This is a genomic window from Klebsiella sp. GL120222-02 (assembly GCF_003097195.1).
Classification (GTDB): domain Bacteria; phylum Pseudomonadota; class Gammaproteobacteria; order Enterobacterales; family Enterobacteriaceae; genus Klebsiella; species Klebsiella variicola.
The window spans coordinates 153,147-170,951 of record NZ_QEQO01000006.1 but is presented as its reverse complement, the minus strand read 5'-3'; the positions used below and the strand labels follow the sequence as shown (position 1 = coordinate 170,951).

Annotated in this window: 20 protein-coding genes; 7 read left to right on the top strand and 13 right to left on the bottom strand. The window is 57.7% G+C overall.

Going from position 1 to position 17,805, the window contains the following annotated elements:
• Positions 1-6: 6 nt before the first annotated feature.
• Positions 7-648 (top strand): orotate phosphoribosyltransferase, encoded by a 642-nt coding sequence (gene pyrE / locus N438_RS18465; RefSeq protein ID WP_008806829.1) that lies wholly within the window; start codon positions 7-9, stop codon positions 646-648.
• A 47-nt stretch (positions 649-695) separates the two neighbouring features.
• Here the strand turns inward: pyrE and slmA are convergent, their stop codons facing one another.
• From slmA to coaBC, 3 genes are all read right to left on the bottom strand, one after another.
• Complete coding sequence (gene slmA, locus N438_RS18460) at positions 696-1,292, bottom strand: nucleoid occlusion factor SlmA (RefSeq protein ID WP_008806831.1); 597 nt, start codon at positions 1,290-1,292, stop codon at positions 696-698.
• Positions 1,293-1,416: 124 nt separating this feature from the next.
• Positions 1,417-1,875 (bottom strand): dUTP diphosphatase, encoded by a 459-nt coding sequence (dut, locus tag N438_RS18455; RefSeq protein WP_012540306.1) that lies wholly within the window; start codon positions 1,873-1,875, stop codon positions 1,417-1,419.
• Entirely contained in the window at positions 1,853-3,067 is a 1,215-nt protein-coding gene (coaBC, locus tag N438_RS18450; RefSeq protein ID WP_032691473.1) for a bifunctional phosphopantothenoylcysteine decarboxylase/phosphopantothenate--cysteine ligase CoaBC, read from the bottom strand. Before coaBC ends, dut begins: the two co-directional genes overlap by 23 nt.
• 172 nt (positions 3,068-3,239) lie before the next feature.
• Here coaBC and radC point away from each other — a divergent pair, with 172 nt between their 5' ends.
• From radC to mutM, 4 genes are all read left to right on the top strand, one after another.
• Positions 3,240-3,905 (top strand): DNA repair protein RadC, encoded by a 666-nt coding sequence (radC, locus tag N438_RS18445; RefSeq protein WP_008806834.1) that lies wholly within the window; start codon positions 3,240-3,242, stop codon positions 3,903-3,905.
• A gap of 216 nt (positions 3,906-4,121) precedes the next feature.
• Entirely contained in the window at positions 4,122-4,358 is a 237-nt protein-coding gene (gene rpmB, locus N438_RS18440; protein WP_002436699.1) for a 50S ribosomal protein L28, read from the top strand.
• A 20-nt stretch (positions 4,359-4,378) separates the two neighbouring features.
• Positions 4,379-4,546 carry a 50S ribosomal protein L33 gene (gene rpmG / locus N438_RS18435; RefSeq protein WP_002922510.1) on the top strand — a complete coding sequence of 56 codons (168 nt, stop codon included), beginning with the start codon at positions 4,379-4,381 and terminating at the stop codon, positions 4,544-4,546.
• Between the two features lie 135 nt (positions 4,547-4,681).
• A complete protein-coding gene (gene mutM, locus N438_RS18430) occupies positions 4,682-5,491 on the top strand; it encodes a bifunctional DNA-formamidopyrimidine glycosylase/DNA-(apurinic or apyrimidinic site) lyase (protein ID WP_008806835.1) in 810 nt (269 codons plus the stop codon).
• 135 nt (positions 5,492-5,626) lie between these two features.
• Here mutM and coaD read toward each other — a convergent pair whose 3' ends face one another.
• The 7 genes from coaD to rfaQ all read right to left on the bottom strand — a co-directional run bounded on the left by coaD (position 5,627) and on the right by rfaQ (position 12,561).
• On the bottom strand, positions 5,627-6,106 hold the full coding sequence (gene coaD, locus N438_RS18425) for a pantetheine-phosphate adenylyltransferase (RefSeq protein WP_008806836.1): 480 nt from the start codon (positions 6,104-6,106) through the stop codon (positions 5,627-5,629).
• Positions 6,107-6,108: 2 nt separating this feature from the next.
• Positions 6,109-6,879, bottom strand: a complete 771-nt coding sequence (locus N438_RS18420) for a glycosyltransferase family 2 protein (protein ID WP_008806837.1) — start codon at positions 6,877-6,879, stop codon at positions 6,109-6,111.
• Complete coding sequence (gene waaA, locus N438_RS18415) at positions 6,879-8,153, bottom strand: lipid IV(A) 3-deoxy-D-manno-octulosonic acid transferase (protein WP_008806838.1); 1,275 nt, start codon at positions 8,151-8,153, stop codon at positions 6,879-6,881. The genes N438_RS18420 and waaA overlap by 1 nt, the downstream gene beginning before the upstream one ends.
• A 91-nt stretch (positions 8,154-8,244) precedes the next feature.
• Complete coding sequence (locus N438_RS18410) at positions 8,245-9,234, bottom strand: glycosyltransferase (RefSeq protein ID WP_116696406.1); 990 nt, start codon at positions 9,232-9,234, stop codon at positions 8,245-8,247.
• Positions 9,235-9,263: 29 nt separating this feature from the next.
• Positions 9,264-10,358, bottom strand: coding sequence for a glycosyltransferase (locus tag N438_RS18405; protein WP_012967059.1), 1,095 nt, complete (start codon positions 10,356-10,358; stop codon positions 9,264-9,266).
• A 2-nt stretch (positions 10,359-10,360) separates the two neighbouring features.
• Positions 10,361-11,488, bottom strand: coding sequence for a glycosyltransferase family 4 protein (locus N438_RS18400; RefSeq protein ID WP_008806841.1), 1,128 nt, complete (start codon positions 11,486-11,488; stop codon positions 10,361-10,363).
• Complete coding sequence (gene rfaQ / locus N438_RS18395; RefSeq protein WP_012540310.1) at positions 11,485-12,561, bottom strand: putative lipopolysaccharide heptosyltransferase III; 1,077 nt, start codon at positions 12,559-12,561, stop codon at positions 11,485-11,487. Before rfaQ ends, N438_RS18400 begins: the two co-directional genes overlap by 4 nt.
• 111 nt (positions 12,562-12,672) lie before the next feature.
• Between rfaQ and N438_RS18390 the strand changes: the two genes are divergently transcribed.
• Both N438_RS18390 and N438_RS18385 read left to right on the top strand, forming a co-directional pair.
• The gene (locus tag N438_RS18390) at positions 12,673-13,635 is read left to right on the top strand and encodes a polysaccharide deacetylase family protein (protein ID WP_012540311.1); all 963 of its coding nucleotides are present in this window, start codon (positions 12,673-12,675) and stop codon (positions 13,633-13,635) included.
• A gap of 18 nt (positions 13,636-13,653) precedes the next feature.
• On the top strand, positions 13,654-14,733 hold the full coding sequence (locus N438_RS18385; protein ID WP_008806844.1) for a glycosyltransferase family 9 protein: 1,080 nt from the start codon (positions 13,654-13,656) through the stop codon (positions 14,731-14,733).
• Between the two features lie 43 nt (positions 14,734-14,776).
• Here the strand turns inward: N438_RS18385 and N438_RS18380 are convergent, their stop codons facing one another.
• The 3 genes from N438_RS18380 to rfaC are packed head-to-tail and all read right to left on the bottom strand — an operon-like array spanning position 14,777 to position 17,803.
• Positions 14,777-15,946, bottom strand: a complete 1,170-nt coding sequence (locus N438_RS18380; protein WP_022064893.1) for an O-antigen ligase family protein — start codon at positions 15,944-15,946, stop codon at positions 14,777-14,779.
• Positions 15,924-16,832, bottom strand: coding sequence for a sugar glycosyltransferase (locus N438_RS18375; protein ID WP_012540313.1), 909 nt, complete (start codon positions 16,830-16,832; stop codon positions 15,924-15,926). The genes N438_RS18380 and N438_RS18375 overlap by 23 nt, the downstream gene beginning before the upstream one ends.
• Positions 16,832-17,803 (bottom strand): lipopolysaccharide heptosyltransferase RfaC, encoded by a 972-nt coding sequence (gene rfaC / locus N438_RS18370; RefSeq protein ID WP_008806847.1) that lies wholly within the window; start codon positions 17,801-17,803, stop codon positions 16,832-16,834. Before rfaC ends, N438_RS18375 begins: the two co-directional genes overlap by 1 nt.
• Between the last annotated feature and the right edge of the window lie 2 nt (positions 17,804-17,805).

Sequence of the window (17,805 nt, the reverse complement as noted above, 5' to 3'; positions counted from 1 at the left end):
GAATCCATGAAGCCGTATCAGCGCCAGTTTATTGAGTTTGCGCTTAGCAAGCAGGTTCTTAAGTTTGGCGAGTTCACGCTGAAATCCGGGCGCAAGAGCCCCTATTTCTTCAACGCCGGCCTGTTTAACACCGGGCGCGATCTGGCACTGCTGGGCCGTTTTTATGCCGAGGCGCTGGTGGATTCCGGGATTGAGTTCGACCTGCTGTTTGGCCCGGCCTATAAAGGTATTCCGATCGCCACCACCACCGCGGTGGCGTTAGCCGAACATCATGACCGCGATCTGCCTTACTGCTTTAACCGCAAAGAGGCAAAAACCCACGGCGAAGGCGGCAACCTGGTCGGTAGCCCGCTGCAGGGGCGTGTGATGCTGGTGGATGACGTGATCACCGCCGGTACGGCGATCCGCGAATCCATGGAGATTATCCAGGCCCAGGGCGCCCAGCTGGCGGGCGTACTGATCTCCCTGGATCGTCAGGAGCGCGGCCGCGGCGAGATTTCAGCTATTCAGGAAGTGGAGCGGGATTACGGCTGCCAGGTTATCTCAATCATCACTCTGAAAGAGCTGATTGCTTATCTGGAAGAGAAACCCGAGATGGCGGAATATCTGGCGTCAGTTCGCGCCTATCGTGAAGCCTACGGCATCTAAGACATACGCCCGGTAAGCGTCACGCTACCGGGCATCTCAGAAGCAGATTACTGCAGCTGTGCGGCGACCAGCGGCCAGCGGGCCTCGAAATCATCCGTCGGACGATATTTGAACTCGCTGCGCACAAAGCGCGACAGCATGCCCTCGCAGAAGGCCAGCAGCTGGCTGGCCAGCAGGGTTTCGTCGAGGGTGTAGCCTTCGCCTTCACGCATTTTTTTCTCGCGCATCACCTGACGCAGCTGCACTTCGATGCGCTCAAAAAGCTGGTTGATGCGGCCCTGTAGCCGGTCCTGTTCGAACATCAGCGCGTGCCCGGTGAGGATACGCGTCAGCCCAGGATTACGCTCGCCAAACCCAAGAATCAACAGAACGATCAGGCGCAGGCGCGCGGTGGTGTCCTTTTCATCTTTCAAAATCAAATTGATGCGCGTAATCAGACTGTCTTCAATGAACTCGATCAGGCTGTCAAACATGCGGGTTTTGCTGGGAAAATGGCGATACAGCGCGGCTTCGGAGACGCCGACGGAAGCCGCCAGTTTCGCGGTGGTAATACGTTGACTACCATCGCTGGATTCCAGCATGAGCGCCAGAGATTGAAGTATTTCTTCGCGACGATTCCGTTTCGCAGTTTGCTTTTCTGCCATGTTTTAAAATACCCCTGAAAATAAGCACTTGTCAGGCAGACATCCACAACGCGACCGCAAACCGGAGTTTGCGGTGATGTTATTGCGTTATGCGCGTTGGGATGCAGGTTCCGTGTTGCTGGGCTTATTTACGCCCTGAGTGACCGAAGCCGCCTTCGCCGCGGTCGGTGGCGTCAAACTCTTCCACCAGGTTAAATTCCGCCTGCACGACCGGCACAAAGACCATCTGCGCGATACGTTCGCCCGGCTCGATAATAAAGCTCTGCTGACCGCGGTTCCAGACGGACACCATCAGTTGCCCCTGGTAATCGGAGTCGATGAGGCCCACCAGATTGCCCAGTACTACGCCATGCTTATGGCCCAGGCCGGAGCGTGGCAGAATTACCGCCGCCAGAGAGGGATCGGCGATATGAATCGCAAGGCCCGTCGGCAACAGCGTGGTTGCACCCGGCGCCAGCTCTACGGCGTCGTCGAGACAGGCTCGCAGGTCAAGTCCGGCGGAGCCGGAGGTGGCATAGGTCGGCAGCGGAAATTGCTGGCCGACACGCGGGTCCAGAATCTTAACGTCGATTTTTTTCATCATAACGGGTCACGATCTCGTCGAGTAATAATTGGCCCAGGAGTTCCTTGCGCTCAAGTGGTAAGCGCTTTTCCCCATCCTGCCAGAAAAGGTGTAATGCGTTGTTATCGCTATTAAAGCCCTGATCAGGCTGAGAAACATCGTTAGCGCAAATCAGGTCGAGGTTTTTGCGGGCACGTTTTTGCCGCGCATATTCTTCCACATTATTCGTTTCGGCGGCAAACCCAACGACGTAAGGGCGATGGGCTTTTAGCGCCGCAACCCCGGCCACGATATCCGGGTTTTTAATCATTTTTATTGTTAATTCATCACCTTGTTTTTTAATTTTATCTTCGGCGATGACGGCGGCGCGGTAATCCGCCACCGCGGCGCAGCCAATAAAAATATGCTGCTGCTGAGCGCCGGCCTGGACGGCGGCTTCCATTTCCAGTGCGGTAGTGACATCAATGCGCTGCACAAACGGCGGTGTCGGTAGTGATACCGGGCCGCTGACCAGGGTCACGTTCGCGCCCCGCTGCGCGGCGGCGGCGGCAATCGCGAAGCCCATTTTGCCTGAGCTGTGGTTGCTGATGTAACGCACCGGATCCAACGGCTCACGGGTCGGGCCCGCGGTAATCATGAGGTTGAGATGTTGCAAATCTTTGACAGGGGAGGCGAAATGCTGCGCGGCCATCTCCACGATGGTTAACGGATCGAGCATTCTCCCCGGGCCGACGTCGCCGCAGGCCTGGCTGCCGCTGTCCGGTCCCCACAGCAGCAGGCCGCGGGAAGCCAGCGTCTGCAGATTCTGCTGGGTGGCCTGCGCGCGATACATCTGCTGGTTCATGGCGGGCACCACGGCAACCGGGGAAGGGGTGGCAAGACAGATCGTCGACACCAGGTCGTTGGCCATGCCGGCCGCCACGCGGGCGATTAAATCAGCGGTTGCCGGGGCGAGGATCACCAGGTCGGCCCATTTCCCGAGCTCAATATGGCCCATGGCCGCTTCCGCCGCCGGATCGAGCAGGCTGTCGGAAACCGGATAGCCGGATACCGCCTGCAGGCTGAGTGGGGTGATGAACGCTTTTGCCGCCTCCGTCATCGCGACACGCACCTCCGCGCCGCGTTCGCGCAGTCGGCGCACCAGTTCCGGGGTTTTATACGCCGCGATACCGCCGCTGACGCCCAGGACGATTTTTTTACCCGCCAGAGTCATCATGATGTCTTCCTGTTGCCGTAGACCAGAATCCGCGCATCTTATCACAATCCTGTCGTCGTCGTGCCTCTGGTGGGCATTCACTTTGCGAGCGGCTACGCAGGGTGAAAAGCAGTGGGTCGGCAGCGCCGTCAGGCTGTGCCAGGATAGGCAAATTCACCCAGGAGGGCGCATGGACGAAACGGAAAATCTGATGCCACGAGAAAAGATGTTGCAGTACGGCATCGAAGCGCTAACGGATGTTGAGCTGCTGGCGCTGTTTCTGCGCGTCGGCACGCGTCGTCAGGATGTGCTCGGCTATGCGCAGGCGTTACTGCAGCGTTTTGGCTCGCTCTACGCTCTGCTTTCCGCGGATAAAGCGCAGCTGATTGCCGTGGATGGACTGGGGCTGGCGAAATATGCGCAACTGAAGGGTATTGCCGAGCTGGCGCGACGCTATTTTAGCTCACAGCTGGTCGAGGAGGCTGCGCTGGTCAGTCCCTCGACGACGCGGGAATTTTTACAAAGCCAGCTTACGGAAGAAGAGCGCGAGATCTTTATGGTGATCTTTTTAGATAATCAGAACCGGGTGTTGAAACATAGTCGCCTTTTTTCTGGTACTCTTAGCCACGTTGAGGTGCATCCGCGAGAAATTGTACGCGAAGCCATCAAAGTGAACGCTGCCGCCGTGATCCTTGCGCATAATCATCCCTCCGGTAGTCCGGAGCCGAGCCAGGCAGACAGGCTGATTACCGAAAGGGTGGTAAAATGTTGTCGATTCATGGAGATACGCGTGCTTGACCATCTGGTTATCGGCCGCGGTGCGTATGTATCTTTTGCCGAGCGTGGCTGGATTTAGCCCCGAACTGGCGATCCTTCGGGATCTTTGTCTGTTCGGGACTTGAGCACATCGCCGAGTCAGCGTATACTACGCCACCTTTGAGAATCTCGGGTTTGGCATTTGGGCCTGGCAGTCGAGAGTTCACATTGAACTGCGATGACCAGGCTGTAAAGCCTGACGAGGCGCCAATACCCCATACGAAGCTCGAGCTAATTTGATTTTTGGAGAATAGACATGTCCCGAGTCTGCCAAGTTACTGGCAAGCGTCCGGTGACCGGTAACAACCGTTCCCACGCACTGAACGCGACTAAACGCCGTTTCCTGCCGAACCTGCACTCTCACCGTTTCTGGGTTGAGAGCGAGAAGCGTTTTGTCACCCTGCGCGTATCTGCTAAAGGTATGCGTGTAATCGATAAGAAAGGCATCGATACAGTTCTGTCTGAACTGCGTGCCCGTGGCGAAAAGTACTAAGTACTTAGAGGAAATAAATCATGGCTAAAGGTATTCGTGAGAAAATCAAGCTGGTTTCTTCCGCTGGTACTGGTCACTTCTATACCACCACGAAGAACAAGCGTACCAAACCGGAAAAAATGGAACTGAAAAAGTACGATCCGGTTGTACGTCAGCACGTTATCTACAAAGAAGCTAAAATCAAATAATTTTAGCCTCCTTGTATAAAAACCCCGCTTCGGCGGGGTTTTTTGTTTTTAAAACTCCCCCATATTGCTTTCACATACTCCCTTTTCAGTCACCTGTCCGTGAAGCACAATACGTCGGGTAAATGGAGGAAAATCATGCCTGAATTACCAGAGGTTGAAACCAGCCGCCGCGGCATCGAGCCGCACCTGGTTGGCGCAACTATTCTGCACGCCATTGTGCGCAATGGACGGCTGCGCTGGCCGGTTTCCGAAGAGATTTATCGCCTGAGCGACGTTCCGGTACTCAGCGTGCGGCGTCGTGCCAAATACCTGCTTCTGGAACTGCCGGACGGCTGGATCATCGTTCATCTCGGGATGTCGGGAAGCCTGCGTATCCTGAGCGAAGAGCTACCGGCCGAAAAACACGATCACGTTGACCTGGTCATGAGTAATGGCAAGGTGCTGCGCTATACCGATCCGCGCCGCTTTGGCGCCTGGCTGTGGACCAAAACGCTGGAAGACCATCCGGTACTGGCCCACCTTGGCCCGGAGCCGCTCAGCGATGAATTTAACGCCGACTATCTTCAGCAGAAATGCGCGAAGAAAAAAACTGCGATCAAACCCTGGCTGATGGATAACAAGCTGGTGGTAGGGGTCGGCAATATCTACGCCAGCGAGTCGCTGTTCTCGGCCGGGATCCATCCCGACAGGTTGGCTTCTTCACTGTCGCGGGAAGAGTGTGAGCAGCTGGTGAAAGTGATTAAGCTGGTCCTGCTGCGTTCGATAGAGCAGGGCGGCACCACGCTGAAGGATTTCCTGCAAAGCGATGGCAAGCCGGGCTACTTTGCCCAGGAGCTGCAGGTCTATGGCCGCAAGGGCGAACCGTGCCGGATCTGCGGCACGCCGGTTGTCGGGACCAAACATGCCCAGCGGGCGACCTTTTATTGCCGTCAGTGCCAGAAGTAGTTCTCAGGAACAGGAAGGTTTGTAGGCCAGGTCAGCGTAGCGCCACCTGGCACAAAGACCGGGACAGAGCCGGTGTGGATGGGCGGCGCAGTGCAGCGCCAGCCTGCGTGGCTCATGCCCCAGCAGATAGATGCGTTACTTCAGCTTATTCAACAGCGCCTGGTGGACGTTAGCTGGCAGGAAATGAGAAACGTCGCCCTGGTGACGCGCCACTTCCTTCACCAGTGAGGAAGAGATAAACGACCACTCTTTGCACGGCATCAGGAACACGCTCTCCAGCGTTGGCATCAGGTGGCGGTTCATGTGGGCCAGCTGCATCTCATACTCGAAATCCGCCACCGCCCGCAGGCCGCGAATTAAAATATTGGCCTGCTGCGCGCGGGCGAAACTGGCCATCAGGTCGCTAAAGCCGATAACCTCCACGTTAACCAGATGCGCTGTTGCCTGAGTGGCCAGCGCGATACGCTCGTCGAGGGTAAACATCGGCTTTTTGCTCGGGCTCGCGGCGATAGCCAGCACCACTTTATCGAACATGCTCGCCGCGCGGGTGACAATGTCGATATGACCGTTGGTGATGGGATCAAAGGTACCCGGATAGATCGCTTTTGTGCTCATGATTACCCTTTCTCCGAGTAGCCGTGGCTCAGCGCCCACAGCTCGGTATATTTCGTAAACGTATACTGCGCGTTGACCATCGCCAGTAACCAGCCCTGCTTACCGTCCAGCACCCCACCGCGCAGCAGCAGCGTTTTCAGGAACGCGCCCAGGGTATGGCTGAAAATGCCCGCCATCGAGGTCTTCTTGCCCTTGCGGTGGCGCTCAAGCGCCCACGCTGCAGCATACGCCAGCTGTTTTTGCTGGAAGCCAGCGAAGTCGCGGCAGGTCAGATGCAGGAGATCGCCGGTTAGCGGAATGACCTCAGCGCCCAGGCTATCCAGCGATTCATGGACCAGATTATCGTTATAGCGGTAACGGGCGCGTTCGTACAGGCGCAGCACGCGATCGGGATACCAACCGCTGTGGCGCATAAAGCGTCCGAGAAAGTAGTTGCGACGAGCGATGCTGTAGATAGCGCCGCGCTGCGGCGCTGCCAGCACCTTAAGAATAGCCTGCCTGAGTTCTGGCGTGACGCGCTCATCGGTATCGATCATCAACACCCAGTCGCCGGTGGCATAGTCCTGCGCGCGCTGGCGCTGAATACCATAGCCTCGCCAGTCGGTATGGGTATAGACCTGGGCGCCGAGGCGGCGGGCCAGCTCGACGGTGTTGTCGGTACTGCCAGAGTCGAGGACGATGATTTCATCTGCCCAGCTAACGGAGTCCAGACAATCCGGCAGCAGGTCCGCTGCATCTTTGGCGATCATCACCACGGAAAGCCGGTTCGACATTAATGACTCCGTTGCGGCATGTAAGGTTGCAGTAACTTGAGCAGACGCGACAGCGCGCCCTGGTTCTGGTGCAGCACTTCCACCGCGTGACGGCCATACCACAGGCGGTAGTCTTCATCGGTCAGGAGCGTGGACACTTCCCTGACCAGCGAGTCGGCGTCGGTGACCGTGATCAGGCCATCATCCTGCTGCAGCTTGGCGCAGATATCTTTGAAGTTGAAGGTATGCGGCCCCATCAGCACCGGAATGGCATGCGCCGCCGGCTCGAGCGGGTTATGGCCGCCGCGCTCCACCAGGCTGCCGCCAACGAAGGCGAGGTCGGCAATGCCGTAGAGCAGCATCAGTTCACCCATGGTATCGCCAATCACCACCTGGGTACTGGAGGAGGGGATCTCGCCGGTGCTGCGCAGAGTAAAGCTCATTCCGGCCTTTTGCACCATCTCACGCGCGTCGGGGAAGCGCTCCGGATGCCGGGGAACGAGGATCAGCAGCAGGTTCGGGAAGGTCTCCAGCAGTTTTTTATGCGCCTGCAGGATGATTTGTTCTTCGCCGTCGTGAGTGCTGGTGGCAATCCAGACCTTGCGGTGTGGCGCCCATTGGCGGCGCAACGTAATCGCGCGGGCCGCCAGCTCCGGGGTGACGGAGATATCGAATTTCAGACTTCCGGTGACCGCCAGCTGGTTGCGCTTCAGTCCGAGAGCAAGGAAGCGGTTGCCATCCTCTTCATTCTGCGCGGCGATAAGCGTAATACGGCTTAACAGGCGGCGCATAAAACCGCCCAGTTTGGCATAGCCTTTGGCGGAACGTTCAGAAAGGCGGGCGTTGGCGATCACCAGCGGGATCTTACGCTTATGCAGCGCGGCCACCATATTCGGCCATAGCTCGGTTTCCATCACGATAACCAGCTTCGGCTGAACGGTATTCAGGAAGCGGTTCATGGCGCCGGGCAGATCGTAGGGCAGATAGACGTGATGGACATCTTTGCCGAACGCCGACATGGCGCGCTCGGAGCCGGTCGGCGTCATGGTGGTGACGGTGATCGGCATCGAAGGGTAGCGGTGGCGCAGAGCGCGAACCAGCGGAATGGCGGCCAGGGTTTCTCCGACGGAAACGGAGTGCAGCAGAATGCCATCCGGCTCTACCTTGTTCTGACAGAAGCCATAGCGTTCCGCCCAGCGTTTACGATAGGCAGGAGCCTTACGACTGCGCAGCAGCAGCCGCAGCCACACCAGCGGCTGAATAAGGTAAAGTAGGGTGGTATAAAGCAATTCCAAACTATTTATCCGTTCTCTGTTTTGGCGGGCAAATTCTAAGCATTTAGCCCGCGTAAAGCTATCTCTTTGGCGGAAACAGCGGGTTTTTGGTCTATACCGCGTGGCGATAACGCTTAATACGCAGATAACGGCGTCCCAGGCGCCAGCGTAAACGGAAAGTACAGGCGTTTTTCCAGATTAACCGCCAGATACCGCGGTCGAAGAATTCGTTAATAATAACATGCTTTTTCGACTCATCTTTCATGCTGTCGAAGGTGTGGATGATCCCCAGGCCTTCTTTGGCGATCTGCCAGCGACAGGCGGCGATATGGCGCACTTTATCCGGGTAGCGCTGGTTGATCGCCTCCAGCATCTCCAGAATCTTCATATAGTGGCGCGCCGAACGCATCAGCGTGTCGTCGTTGTCCGGCTTATGCGACACCGACTCAGAGTGGATGTAGTAATCATAGAACTGCTGGCTGGTGTACTGCACGCGCTCCGCGGCCAGCAGCGCCTCTGTTGTCCACGGGATATCCTGATGGCGCAGGCCGGGCTCGAAATGGAAGTGGTGCTGGCGGATAAAGTCGTGGTGATAGATGTTGAGCCAGGTGACGTGCAGAAACTTCCGCGAGTCCAGGGCCTGCTTGAGCCAGACATGGCCCGGCAGCACGCCGGTCGAGGGCAGGCGATCCAGCGGGAAGATCGGGTGGCTCTCGCGGCGCTTTTCATACACGTAGGTGCCGTTGCAGGTCGCGATATCGAGATGTTCTTTCTCGGCCATCTCCAGCAGCGTGCGATACATGCCCGGATAGAGTTTGTCGTCGATATCCGGAAACGCCAGATATTTGCCGCTGGCGGCGGCGAGGCCGGTATTGCGCGCGACCGAGACGCCCTGGTTTTCCTGCTCCAGTACCTGGACGTTCTGCAGCCGATCCCGCCATTCGGCGATCACCGCCAGGCTGTTGTCCGTCGAACCATCGTTCACCAGGATCAGTTCATAGCTTTCCAGCTGCTGCTGTTCAAGGCACTCAAAGAACTGCGCAAGAAATTTCTCACCGTTGTAGACGGCAGCCACGATGCTCAATAAAGGCGTTTGACTCATAAATCTTCGATCCTGGTTAACTAACGGCGTCAGGTGCGCTGCAGCTGACGGTACTGCTGACAAATGGACACGACGCTGAATTTTTCCAGCGCGGCGTCGTCGATAGTCGGCGGGTTATGGTAAATGCTTTGCATCGTCTGAGCCAGCGCCGGACTGGTCAGATCCGCCAGACCGCGGGCAAGTTCGCCGGTGAGGATCTCGGTGACGCCGCCGGGGCAGCGGGTGCTGGCAACCGGCGTATGCAACAGCAGCGCTTCCACCACCACATTGCCGAATCCTTCGCTATCGGAGCTTAAAACCAGCATCCGTGCGCCTTTGATCCACGGTAAGGGGTTTTTCTGAAAACCCTTGAACCACACCCGATCGTCAACCTGCAGCGTTTTGGCCAGCTGGCGCAGGCGCTGCTCTTGCTCCGGTTTTCCCTGGCCTAACAGCACCAGCGGCGCGTCAATGCCGCTTTGCGCATAGGCTTCGAGCAGGCGGTCGTGGCGTTTGCCCGGATGGAAGCGGCCGACGTGAATCAGATAGTCACCGGCCGGTCGCTCACTGTCGGCTTCCGCCTCGGCGCGCAGAGTGGCGATATCGAAGGGGTTGTAGATAGTTTTCAGCTGTGCCGGACGCAGGGCGAAGGCTTCCACCAGATCGCGTCCCACGGCGTCGGAAACCGCCACCACGTTGCGACCCTGGTAAATTCGCTTAATTTTCTGCTGCTTCATCCAGCGGTCAAAGCCGGTGCGGTGCCCGAGATAGGAGGCAGAGAATACGCCGTGCAGGCAGAACCAGACGTTACGCTCGCGCAGCGCCCGGCTGCGGGCGACGATGCGGTCGGTTTTGTGCAGGTTGGAAAGCACGAGGTCAAATTGCCCCTGCTGTTCGGCCCGGATGACCGCGGCGTCCAGCTGGCGGGCGCGGCGGGACAGCTCGGTCAGCTTGCGCCACGGTTTACGGCAGCGATCGGCCACCACCTGATAGTCGAGACCCTCGGGCAACGGATACTCGCAGACATCGCGCAGCGAAATGAGCGACACCCGATCGCCGTCGCGCAGGAACTGTGCTGCCAGGGTCAGGACCACTTTTTCCGCGCCGCCGCCGGGTAAACCGTCAATCACAAATAAGATGCGCATCGTTATTTCACCAGATCCTGATAAAGAGAAAGCAGCTGGGTTGAGAGTCGCTCGCTGGTGCAGGCCATGATGCGCTCGCGGGCGCGACCGCCTTGCGCGGAGCCCAGCGCGCGGGCAGGCAGGGCCATCACCGCTTGCTGCAGCGCCGGGATATCCAGGGCGTCGCAGACGTAACCGTTGTGGCCGTCGACGATAAACTCCGCCCCGCCGCAGCCGGTGGTGGTGATCACCGGCAGACCGCAGGCCATCGCTTCGAGAATGACGTTGGGGAACGGATCGTAGAGGGTGGGCAGCAGCAGACCATCGGCCATCTGATAGAAGGGCAGCGTCTCCGACTGCATGCCGAAGAAGCGCACCCGCGCTTCGCAGCCGAGACTCTTCGCCAGCGCCTGATAGCGCGGCTGATCCTTATCTTTGCCAACCACCAGCAGATAGCGATCGGTGGGGGCGATGGCGCGGATTGCCGCCGCCAGTCCCTTGCGCTCAAAGCCGGAGCCGACGTAAATCAGGCAGGTTGCCTGCAGCGGTAGCTGCCATTTGGCGCGTAAGGCGGCAAAGGTGTCTTCGCCCGGCGGTAGAAAACGCTGGTTATCAATGGCGTTATAAATAACGTGGATCTTCTCCGCCGGCAGGCCAAAGTCTTCGATAATTTCGCGCTTGATCATCTCGGCGTTGCAGATCACCCCGCGCAGGTGTGAGTCTTCATACATCTCGCGCTCCGCCTGCATGACGTAGCGATGATAACGGTCGGCGAACAGCAGGCGGCTTTTCCAGGCCGGTAAAATGCGCGAGCGCTGCTGCAGCCAGCGGCGATGAACGCCATCGCCAGCGCGGTAGAGATCGCAGCCGGGAATACGTTCATGGCTCTGCACCAGGTCGAAAGACTCGCGCTGCCAGAGCGCGCGCGCGGCGTTGGCAAAGCCGCGCTCGCGGCTGATGCGCCCCCATTTGCGCGGATTACAGATATGGATCTGCCAGTCCGGTTTCACCGGCCCCTGCCATTCGCGGGTGATGACGTTCAGCTGCAGATGACTGCTGTCGAGGGCTTCCAGCGCGCGGGAGACAAACCGTTCTGCGCCGCCGTCCGGGCGGTACTTCTGCCGCACCAGAGCCAGCCTGAATTTACTCATGCCAGTACCTTTTTCGCCGCCGCGATCACGGCGTCGGTAGGAATTAAATCGAGATAACGTTCTTCGGTGTTGGTGTTGATGTCATCCGGGTCGGGTAGCGGACCGAAGTCGCCGGCCCAGATCACCTCGCCTTTCGCCTGCCACGGACGCCAGAAGGTCAGCTTCGAGGGGCCGAACAGGGCGACCAGCGGAGTGCCGAGCGCCGCAGCCATATGCATCGGCACCGAGTCGACGCCGATAAACAGGCGGGCGTGATCGATCACCGCCGCCAGCTGGCGCAGCGTTAACTGGCCGGCTAAAGAGTGCAGACGCGCCTGCGGGCAACCGGCGATGATGGTGTCCACCATCTTCTTCTCTCGATCGTCGGGGCCGGAGGTGAGCACCACCGCGTACCCCTCGGCAGACAGCGCGTTGATCAGCGCACTCATACGATCTTCGCGCCAGCATTTAAAGAACCAGCGCGACGTTGGCTGGATGACGATGTAGTTTTCCCGGAACTCCTCCGGCAGCAGGGCGCGGCTGGTGGCCCAGTCTGCTTCGCTGTAGCCCATCCGCGCCGGCGCGTCGTTCAACGGGAGACCGAGCGGAGCGAGAATAGAGAGATTCTGCTGTACCGTATGCAGCTGGTTGTGCTGTTGGGTGGAGGCCAGCGCGGTGTGGCAATAGCGCCAGACCGGGTGGCGGCGCTTCGGAAAATCAAAACCAATCCGCGTCGCGGCGCCGGTCAGTTTGCTGATAATCGCGCTCGGCCACTGGTCAGCAAGGTTAAGCACCATATCGTATCGCTGCTGACGCAGCGTCTGAATGAGCTGCCATTGCATCTTCAACTGATGCCTTTTTCCCTGCTTTTTCCAGCGGCGATCGAGACCATAAATATGATGGATATCGGGGTTGGCGGCGAGCATATCCCGGGTCTCTTCATACAGCAGCACATCCACGCTGGCGGCGGGATACTGCTGTTTCAGCGCGTGAATAAGCGGCGTGATCAGCAGCATGTCGCCATGATGGCGCAGCTTAATGACCAGGATCCGCGCCGGGTTCAACGGGCCGCGGGAGAGGGTTTCAGGCGTCATACTCTGTTCTTCATCCAGGATAAGGGTTCCGATTCTAGGGGATCAGACAGATTGAGAGAAGCGTTGTATTGCTCTACCATGACCCGATACGTATGGCCTGAGGACGTTTTCGTGCACAATCCCGCATTTCTCATCACGATTGATACAGAGGGCGATAACCTCTGGCAAAAACATGACAGCATCACCACCGAGAATGCGCGTTATCTCCCGCGTTTTCAGCAGCTTTGCGAAAAGTATGGCTTTAAACCGGTCTATTTGACCAACTATGAAATGGCCATCGACCCCTTTTATATCGAATTCGCCAGAGACGTGATTGCCCGCGGCACCGCGGAAGTCGGCATGCATCTGCATGCGTGGAACAGCCCGCCGACCGAGCCGCTGACCGCCGATGACTGGCGGCATAAGCCTTATCTCATTGAATACAGCGATGCCATGATGCGTGAGAAGGTCGACTATATGACGCATCTGCTGGAGGATACTTTCCAGACTAAAATGGTCAGCCATCGCGCCGGGCGCTGGGCCTTTGACGAGCGCTATGCGCGTCTGCTGGTGGAGCACGGTTATCAGGTGGATTGCTCGGTGACCCCGCGGGTGAACTGGAAGACCGCCAAGGGAGCGCCGCAGGGCGATGGCGGGACCGATTATCGCCGCTTCCCGCAGCATGCCTATTTTCTCGATGAAAATGATATCAGCCGCGAAGGCCACTCTCCGCTGCTGGAAGTGCCGATGAGCATTCAGTACAAGCACTCAGCGTGGATGAACAGCGTGAAGCAGGGCTACGATCGCCTGCGGGGTAAAGTGCGTTCCCCCTCCGTACACTGGCTGCGTCCGATGGGCGGCAACGTGGAGACGATGAAAAAAGTCGTCGAACAAACGTTGACGCAGGGCAATGACTACGTGGAATATATGCTCCACTCTTCAGAGTATATGCCCGGCGGCAGCCCCACGTTCCAGAATGAACGGGATATTGAGCGTTTATACGCTGACCTTGAAGCCTTTTTTAGCTGGCTGGCGCCGCAGGTGAAGGGCATGACGTTGGCAGAATATTACCAGCGGAAAATCACACAGCGCTAACACAGCTCAAGGTACCGTATGCGTATCCTTAAACAATTAACGCGGAAAAAGAATGCTTTTTTCCGCGGCATTAAATTTAATTTAATTAACTATCGATACAGAAATAAGCCGGCGCGTAAAGCCTTCGACCCAGCGGCTGTCCGCCGCGTACTGCTATTGCGCCTGGACGATAAAGTCGGGGATATGGTGGTCACGACCGGCTGCGCCAGAATACTGGCCGAACGGGGATATCAGGTTTCGGTGTTAACCGGACCAATATGCTGCGAAATATTAGCAGGCTCAGAATTCATTCAGCAAGTATATTTATATCGGCCGCGCATGTCCTTAAATACGTTGCGGGCGGTAGGTTTTGATGCAGTTATCGATTTTGATGACGTCACCAGCTATGAACGCTTTAAATTACTCGCCGATTTACGGGCGGCCAGCGTGATTGGTTTTAATAAAGATCAATATAAACTTTACGATCATTCGATCGCTTTTTTTGACAGCAACAGCCATATTTCCCAGCGCTATAAACAGGTGGTGAAACTGTTTGGCATCGTTGACGACCACCCGTATCACTATCATCTCCCCGGCTGCCGCCATGAGCGGGAGAAAGTGGCTCGCTTGCTTTCCCAGGCCGGAGAGGTCGAACTGCGTATCGCCATTAACCCTTTTACCGCGTCTGAGGATAAAGACTTCTGTCGTCACCAGGTGGCGACCCTGGTCGAGCGGTTACGCGCCCTACCTTACCGGGTCTGTATCGTGATGGTGGGGCGTAGTGAGAAAATCCGCCAGCTGGGGCTGGATATGGCGCTGTATATCGCCGACAGTACCATCAACTCCGCCGTCGAAGTGATCCGCAGCTGTGATTTAGTCATTACGCCAGACACCTCGATCGTGCATATCGCCCGGGCCTTCGATAAACCGATGGTGGCGGTCTATAACAAGCGCAAACTCAAGGATACCGGGCTGCCCGGCTATCACATCTGGGCGCCGGGCTATGACAAGGCGAAACAGATCGTCTGTGAAGAAGCGAATGTCGCCGATGTGGCGATTGAGTCGGTGTGGCCCGTGATTAAAGAGCAGGCCGACCGGCTGGTCGCCGCCCGCAGTTGATTTAAAAGTGAATATAAAAAAGGGCCGCTGACGGCCCTTTTTGTTAGCGTTTTTCCGCCAGCCCTTTGCTGAGCGCGATGCCCAGCGGCAGCCAGAACAGCACCCAGGTTTCCCGGGGGTTGCTGATGATAAACATCCCCTGCGAGGCCATAAACACCAGCGCGTAAAACAGGATCGCCAGACTGTAGCGGCTGTCGGTGTGGCGCTTGCGCCACGCCTGCCATAGCCCGCAGGCAATGACCGCCAGCAGCAGCAGTAACCCCAGGATGCCGCCTTTCAGCAGGGCGCCCATATACACGCTGTGGGTGGTGGTGATGTGCTCGCCGCTGTAGTTGATGAAATCCAGTTCATAGCTGAAACCGCGCCCCAGCCACGGCTGGCTGGCCATCTCCGACAGCGTATGGTGCCAGATGCTCAGGCGCAGCCCGCTTTGGGTGCCAAGCTCCTCGAAACGGGCGAGCAGCATGTCGCCCACCGGCGTCATGACCAAAAGCAGCGCTACCAGCACAGCCAGCGCCGCGGCGATCAGCAGATTGCGGCGGGTGAAGACGTGCAGGTGCAACGTGCAGCCGACCGCCAGCACCAGGGCGATGATCGGCCCACGGCTTTGGGTGAGCAGCAGCATCACCAGCATGATGACCACCGGCAGATAGAGCCAGTGGCTGGCTTTTTCTTTCAGTAGCATGCCGCAGATTAAAATGCCGATGCCGCAGTAACCGGCAAGGTCGATAACGTTCGTTGGTCCGGGGTTCTCGGGGGAGACCGCTCGTTCGGTGAGGACCAGCGTGTGGTCGATAATCAGCGTCCACAGGGAGAGCACGGTGATCCCGCCAACCACCGCCAGCATGGCCAGGCGGCGGGTTCGTTCGTCGCTAAGCAGCATCGTCATCAGCAACAGATACCCCGTCAGATACACGCCGTGGGTGATCGGCGAGTCAATATGCTGCGGCGTATGTCCCCACAGGTTACTGAGGGCGTAATAGATAAAGAAAGCCGCCAGCAGCGTCCAGGTCTGCCACTGCTCGCGTAACACCCCGGCCAGCGCCTGGCGGTTTTCCTGGCGTACCAGCGACAGCAATAGCAGCAGGATCGATAAATGCAGCAGATTATTGGTCCGGGTGGACATGCAAAAAATCGCGCTGAAAAATAAAAACAAAGGAAAGACAATCGAGTAACCCTGTCTGGCGAAGTTACTCACTTTTAAAGTACTCATTAAACGCAACCTTTTCGAAGATAGTATCCGGCACAGCGCTTTCTGGGGAAAAATTAATCACCCGAATCTGACGTTGCTGCAGTACCTGCGCGGCATGCGCAAAGGAGGGCATGACGAGGGTATCCACTTTTGTTGCCAGGTAAGAAGGCAATTTTTCTTGTTGTGTTTCGTAGAATCGCGGCTGGTTAAAGTTGGTCATATCCAGGCCGCTCACCAGGATAGTATTGAAGCCCAGCCAGGCGAGAATTTGCAGCGCCCAGTAGACCACCGTGCCGGCATCAAAGATGCCCTGGCGAATATCGGTGCTAAAACAGATATCCGGGCGCTGAGGATGAAAGCACATCGCCGCATTCTGCTGGTAAGTGCGCTTTATCGCTTCGCTGGCGACTTTCGGCTGGTAAATCTTATAGCAACCGTCCTCAATCAACGCCAAACGGCAGCGTAGTGCGTCCCCATAGCGATCGAGGATTTTGGCGATCCCGTGCATGGTGGTGAACAGCAGAATCTCCGGCTGGCTGACAATGGCGCGGATAATATCAGGCTTCTTATCGAAAAATTCCATGTCGACGATGGTATAGAGCGAAAAGTGTAGCCGGTCGGCAAGATGCCAGGCGCCATTGACGCCCATCACCGGGATCGTTTTCGACAACAGGGAAAAATCGATATTGCGGGTTGAGGGGCCGGTGGCGGTCAGCAGGACTTCGCCCTGCATGCTGTTTTTCAGCGCGCTCAGGCTGACCAGCGGCACCGTTTTCCCTTTATAGCGTAACGCGCTGATTTCGCCGCTTGGCGCGCGCGTAATACGGGTAAAAGGCCACAGATTTTCATTGTGGCGATAAGCGCGAGGGCGCGTATAGCGGTAGATCTGTTTAAACAGGGATCCCATCAGAGCAGCCCCTGATTTTGCAGGAGAAGATGAACCCGGCTGGCCGGAATATCGCTGGTGCTGGTGCTGTTTTCCGGCCTGACGATATGCTGGTTTTTACCGTATCCGCCAATCAGCCCCGGATCGGTCGGGCCGTAGAGCGTGAAGTTCGGTTTATCCAGCGCGGCGGTCAAATGACTCAGTCCGGTATCGACCGAGACGACAGCCCGGGCGCTGGCCAGAACCTGCGCCACCTGCTCAAGGCTCATGCGCGGCAGCACTTCAACATACTCCCGGCCTTCCGCCAGTCGTTTTGCCCGCGCCTCTTCGTGCGGGGCGCCCCACGGCAGCTTAATGCGGACGCCGCTGTCGGCCAGCAGATCGAGAAGCTCCTGCCAGCGGGTTTCCGGCCAGTGCTTATCATCGCGGGTGGTGGCGTGCAGAAACACCAGATAGGGCGCGGCAGCGCTAGCCTCGTGCTGCAGGAAATGGCGCGCAATGGCGTAATCCCCCTGAGTCTGGGGTTTCGCGTAGCCAAGGCTTTTGGCGAACAGCTCACGGGTACGCTCCACTGCGTGCTGCTGTTTCGCGATATGGTGGCGGCGGTTGTAAAACAGGCTCGCCAGCGGCTCGCGGGCCGTTTGCCAGTCCATACCGTGCTTGACGCCGTGCGCCAGGCGAGTAACCAGCGCGGCGCTTTTCACCAGCCCCTGGGCGTCGATGATGGCGTCATACTTTACCGCCTGAACGGCCTCGCGGAAGGCTTGACGCTCCGCTTTAATCGGCGCGGAAAACCAGGCTTTACGCCAGCGGCGAATCGCCACCGGGATCACCCGCTCGACGCTTTCATGCCAGGAGGGGATCTGCGCGAAACCCTCTTCAACCACCCAGTCGAAGCGAATGCCGGGGATGGCCTGCGCAGCGTCGGTTAGCGCGGGCAGCGTGTGTAGCACGTCGCCCATGGACGAGGTTTTTACGATCAATACCCGCATCC

Excerpts from the sequence above, each read along its gene's own strand:
- rpmB (WP_002436699.1), top strand. The coding sequence starts at position 4,122 with ATGTCCCGAGTCTGCCAAGTTACTGGCAAGCGTCCGGTGACCGGTAAC.
- coaBC (WP_032691473.1), bottom strand. The coding sequence starts at position 3,067 with ATGACTCTGGCGGGTAAAAAAATCGTCCTGGGCGTCAGCGGCGGTATC.
- mutM (WP_008806835.1), top strand. The coding sequence starts at position 4,682 with ATGCCTGAATTACCAGAGGTTGAAACCAGCCGCCGCGGCATCGAGCCG.
- N438_RS18420 (WP_008806837.1), bottom strand. The coding sequence starts at position 6,879 with ATGTCGAACCGGCTTTCCGTGGTGATGATCGCCAAAGATGCAGCGGAC.
- coaD (WP_008806836.1), bottom strand. The coding sequence starts at position 6,106 with ATGAGCACAAAAGCGATCTATCCGGGTACCTTTGATCCCATCACCAAC.
- rfaQ (WP_012540310.1), bottom strand. The coding sequence starts at position 12,561 with ATGACGCCTGAAACCCTCTCCCGCGGCCCGTTGAACCCGGCGCGGATC.
- N438_RS18380 (WP_022064893.1), bottom strand. The coding sequence starts at position 15,946 with ATGAGTACTTTAAAAGTGAGTAACTTCGCCAGACAGGGTTACTCGATT.
- N438_RS18400 (WP_008806841.1), bottom strand. The coding sequence starts at position 11,488 with ATGAGTAAATTCAGGCTGGCTCTGGTGCGGCAGAAGTACCGCCCGGAC.
- rfaC (WP_008806847.1), bottom strand. The coding sequence starts at position 17,803 with ATGCGGGTATTGATCGTAAAAACCTCGTCCATGGGCGACGTGCTACAC.
- N438_RS18405 (WP_012967059.1), bottom strand. The coding sequence starts at position 10,358 with ATGCGCATCTTATTTGTGATTGACGGTTTACCCGGCGGCGGCGCGGAA.
- radC (WP_008806834.1), top strand. The coding sequence starts at position 3,240 with ATGGACGAAACGGAAAATCTGATGCCACGAGAAAAGATGTTGCAGTAC.
- rpmG (WP_002922510.1), top strand. The coding sequence starts at position 4,379 with ATGGCTAAAGGTATTCGTGAGAAAATCAAGCTGGTTTCTTCCGCTGGT.
- pyrE (WP_008806829.1), top strand. The coding sequence starts at position 7 with ATGAAGCCGTATCAGCGCCAGTTTATTGAGTTTGCGCTTAGCAAGCAG.
- N438_RS18375 (WP_012540313.1), bottom strand. The coding sequence starts at position 16,832 with ATGGGATCCCTGTTTAAACAGATCTACCGCTATACGCGCCCTCGCGCT.
- slmA (WP_008806831.1), bottom strand. The coding sequence starts at position 1,292 with ATGGCAGAAAAGCAAACTGCGAAACGGAATCGTCGCGAAGAAATACTT.
- N438_RS18410 (WP_116696406.1), bottom strand. The coding sequence starts at position 9,234 with ATGAGTCAAACGCCTTTATTGAGCATCGTGGCTGCCGTCTACAACGGT.
- dut (WP_012540306.1), bottom strand. The coding sequence starts at position 1,875 with ATGATGAAAAAAATCGACGTTAAGATTCTGGACCCGCGTGTCGGCCAG.
- N438_RS18385 (WP_008806844.1), top strand. The coding sequence starts at position 13,654 with ATGCGTATCCTTAAACAATTAACGCGGAAAAAGAATGCTTTTTTCCGC.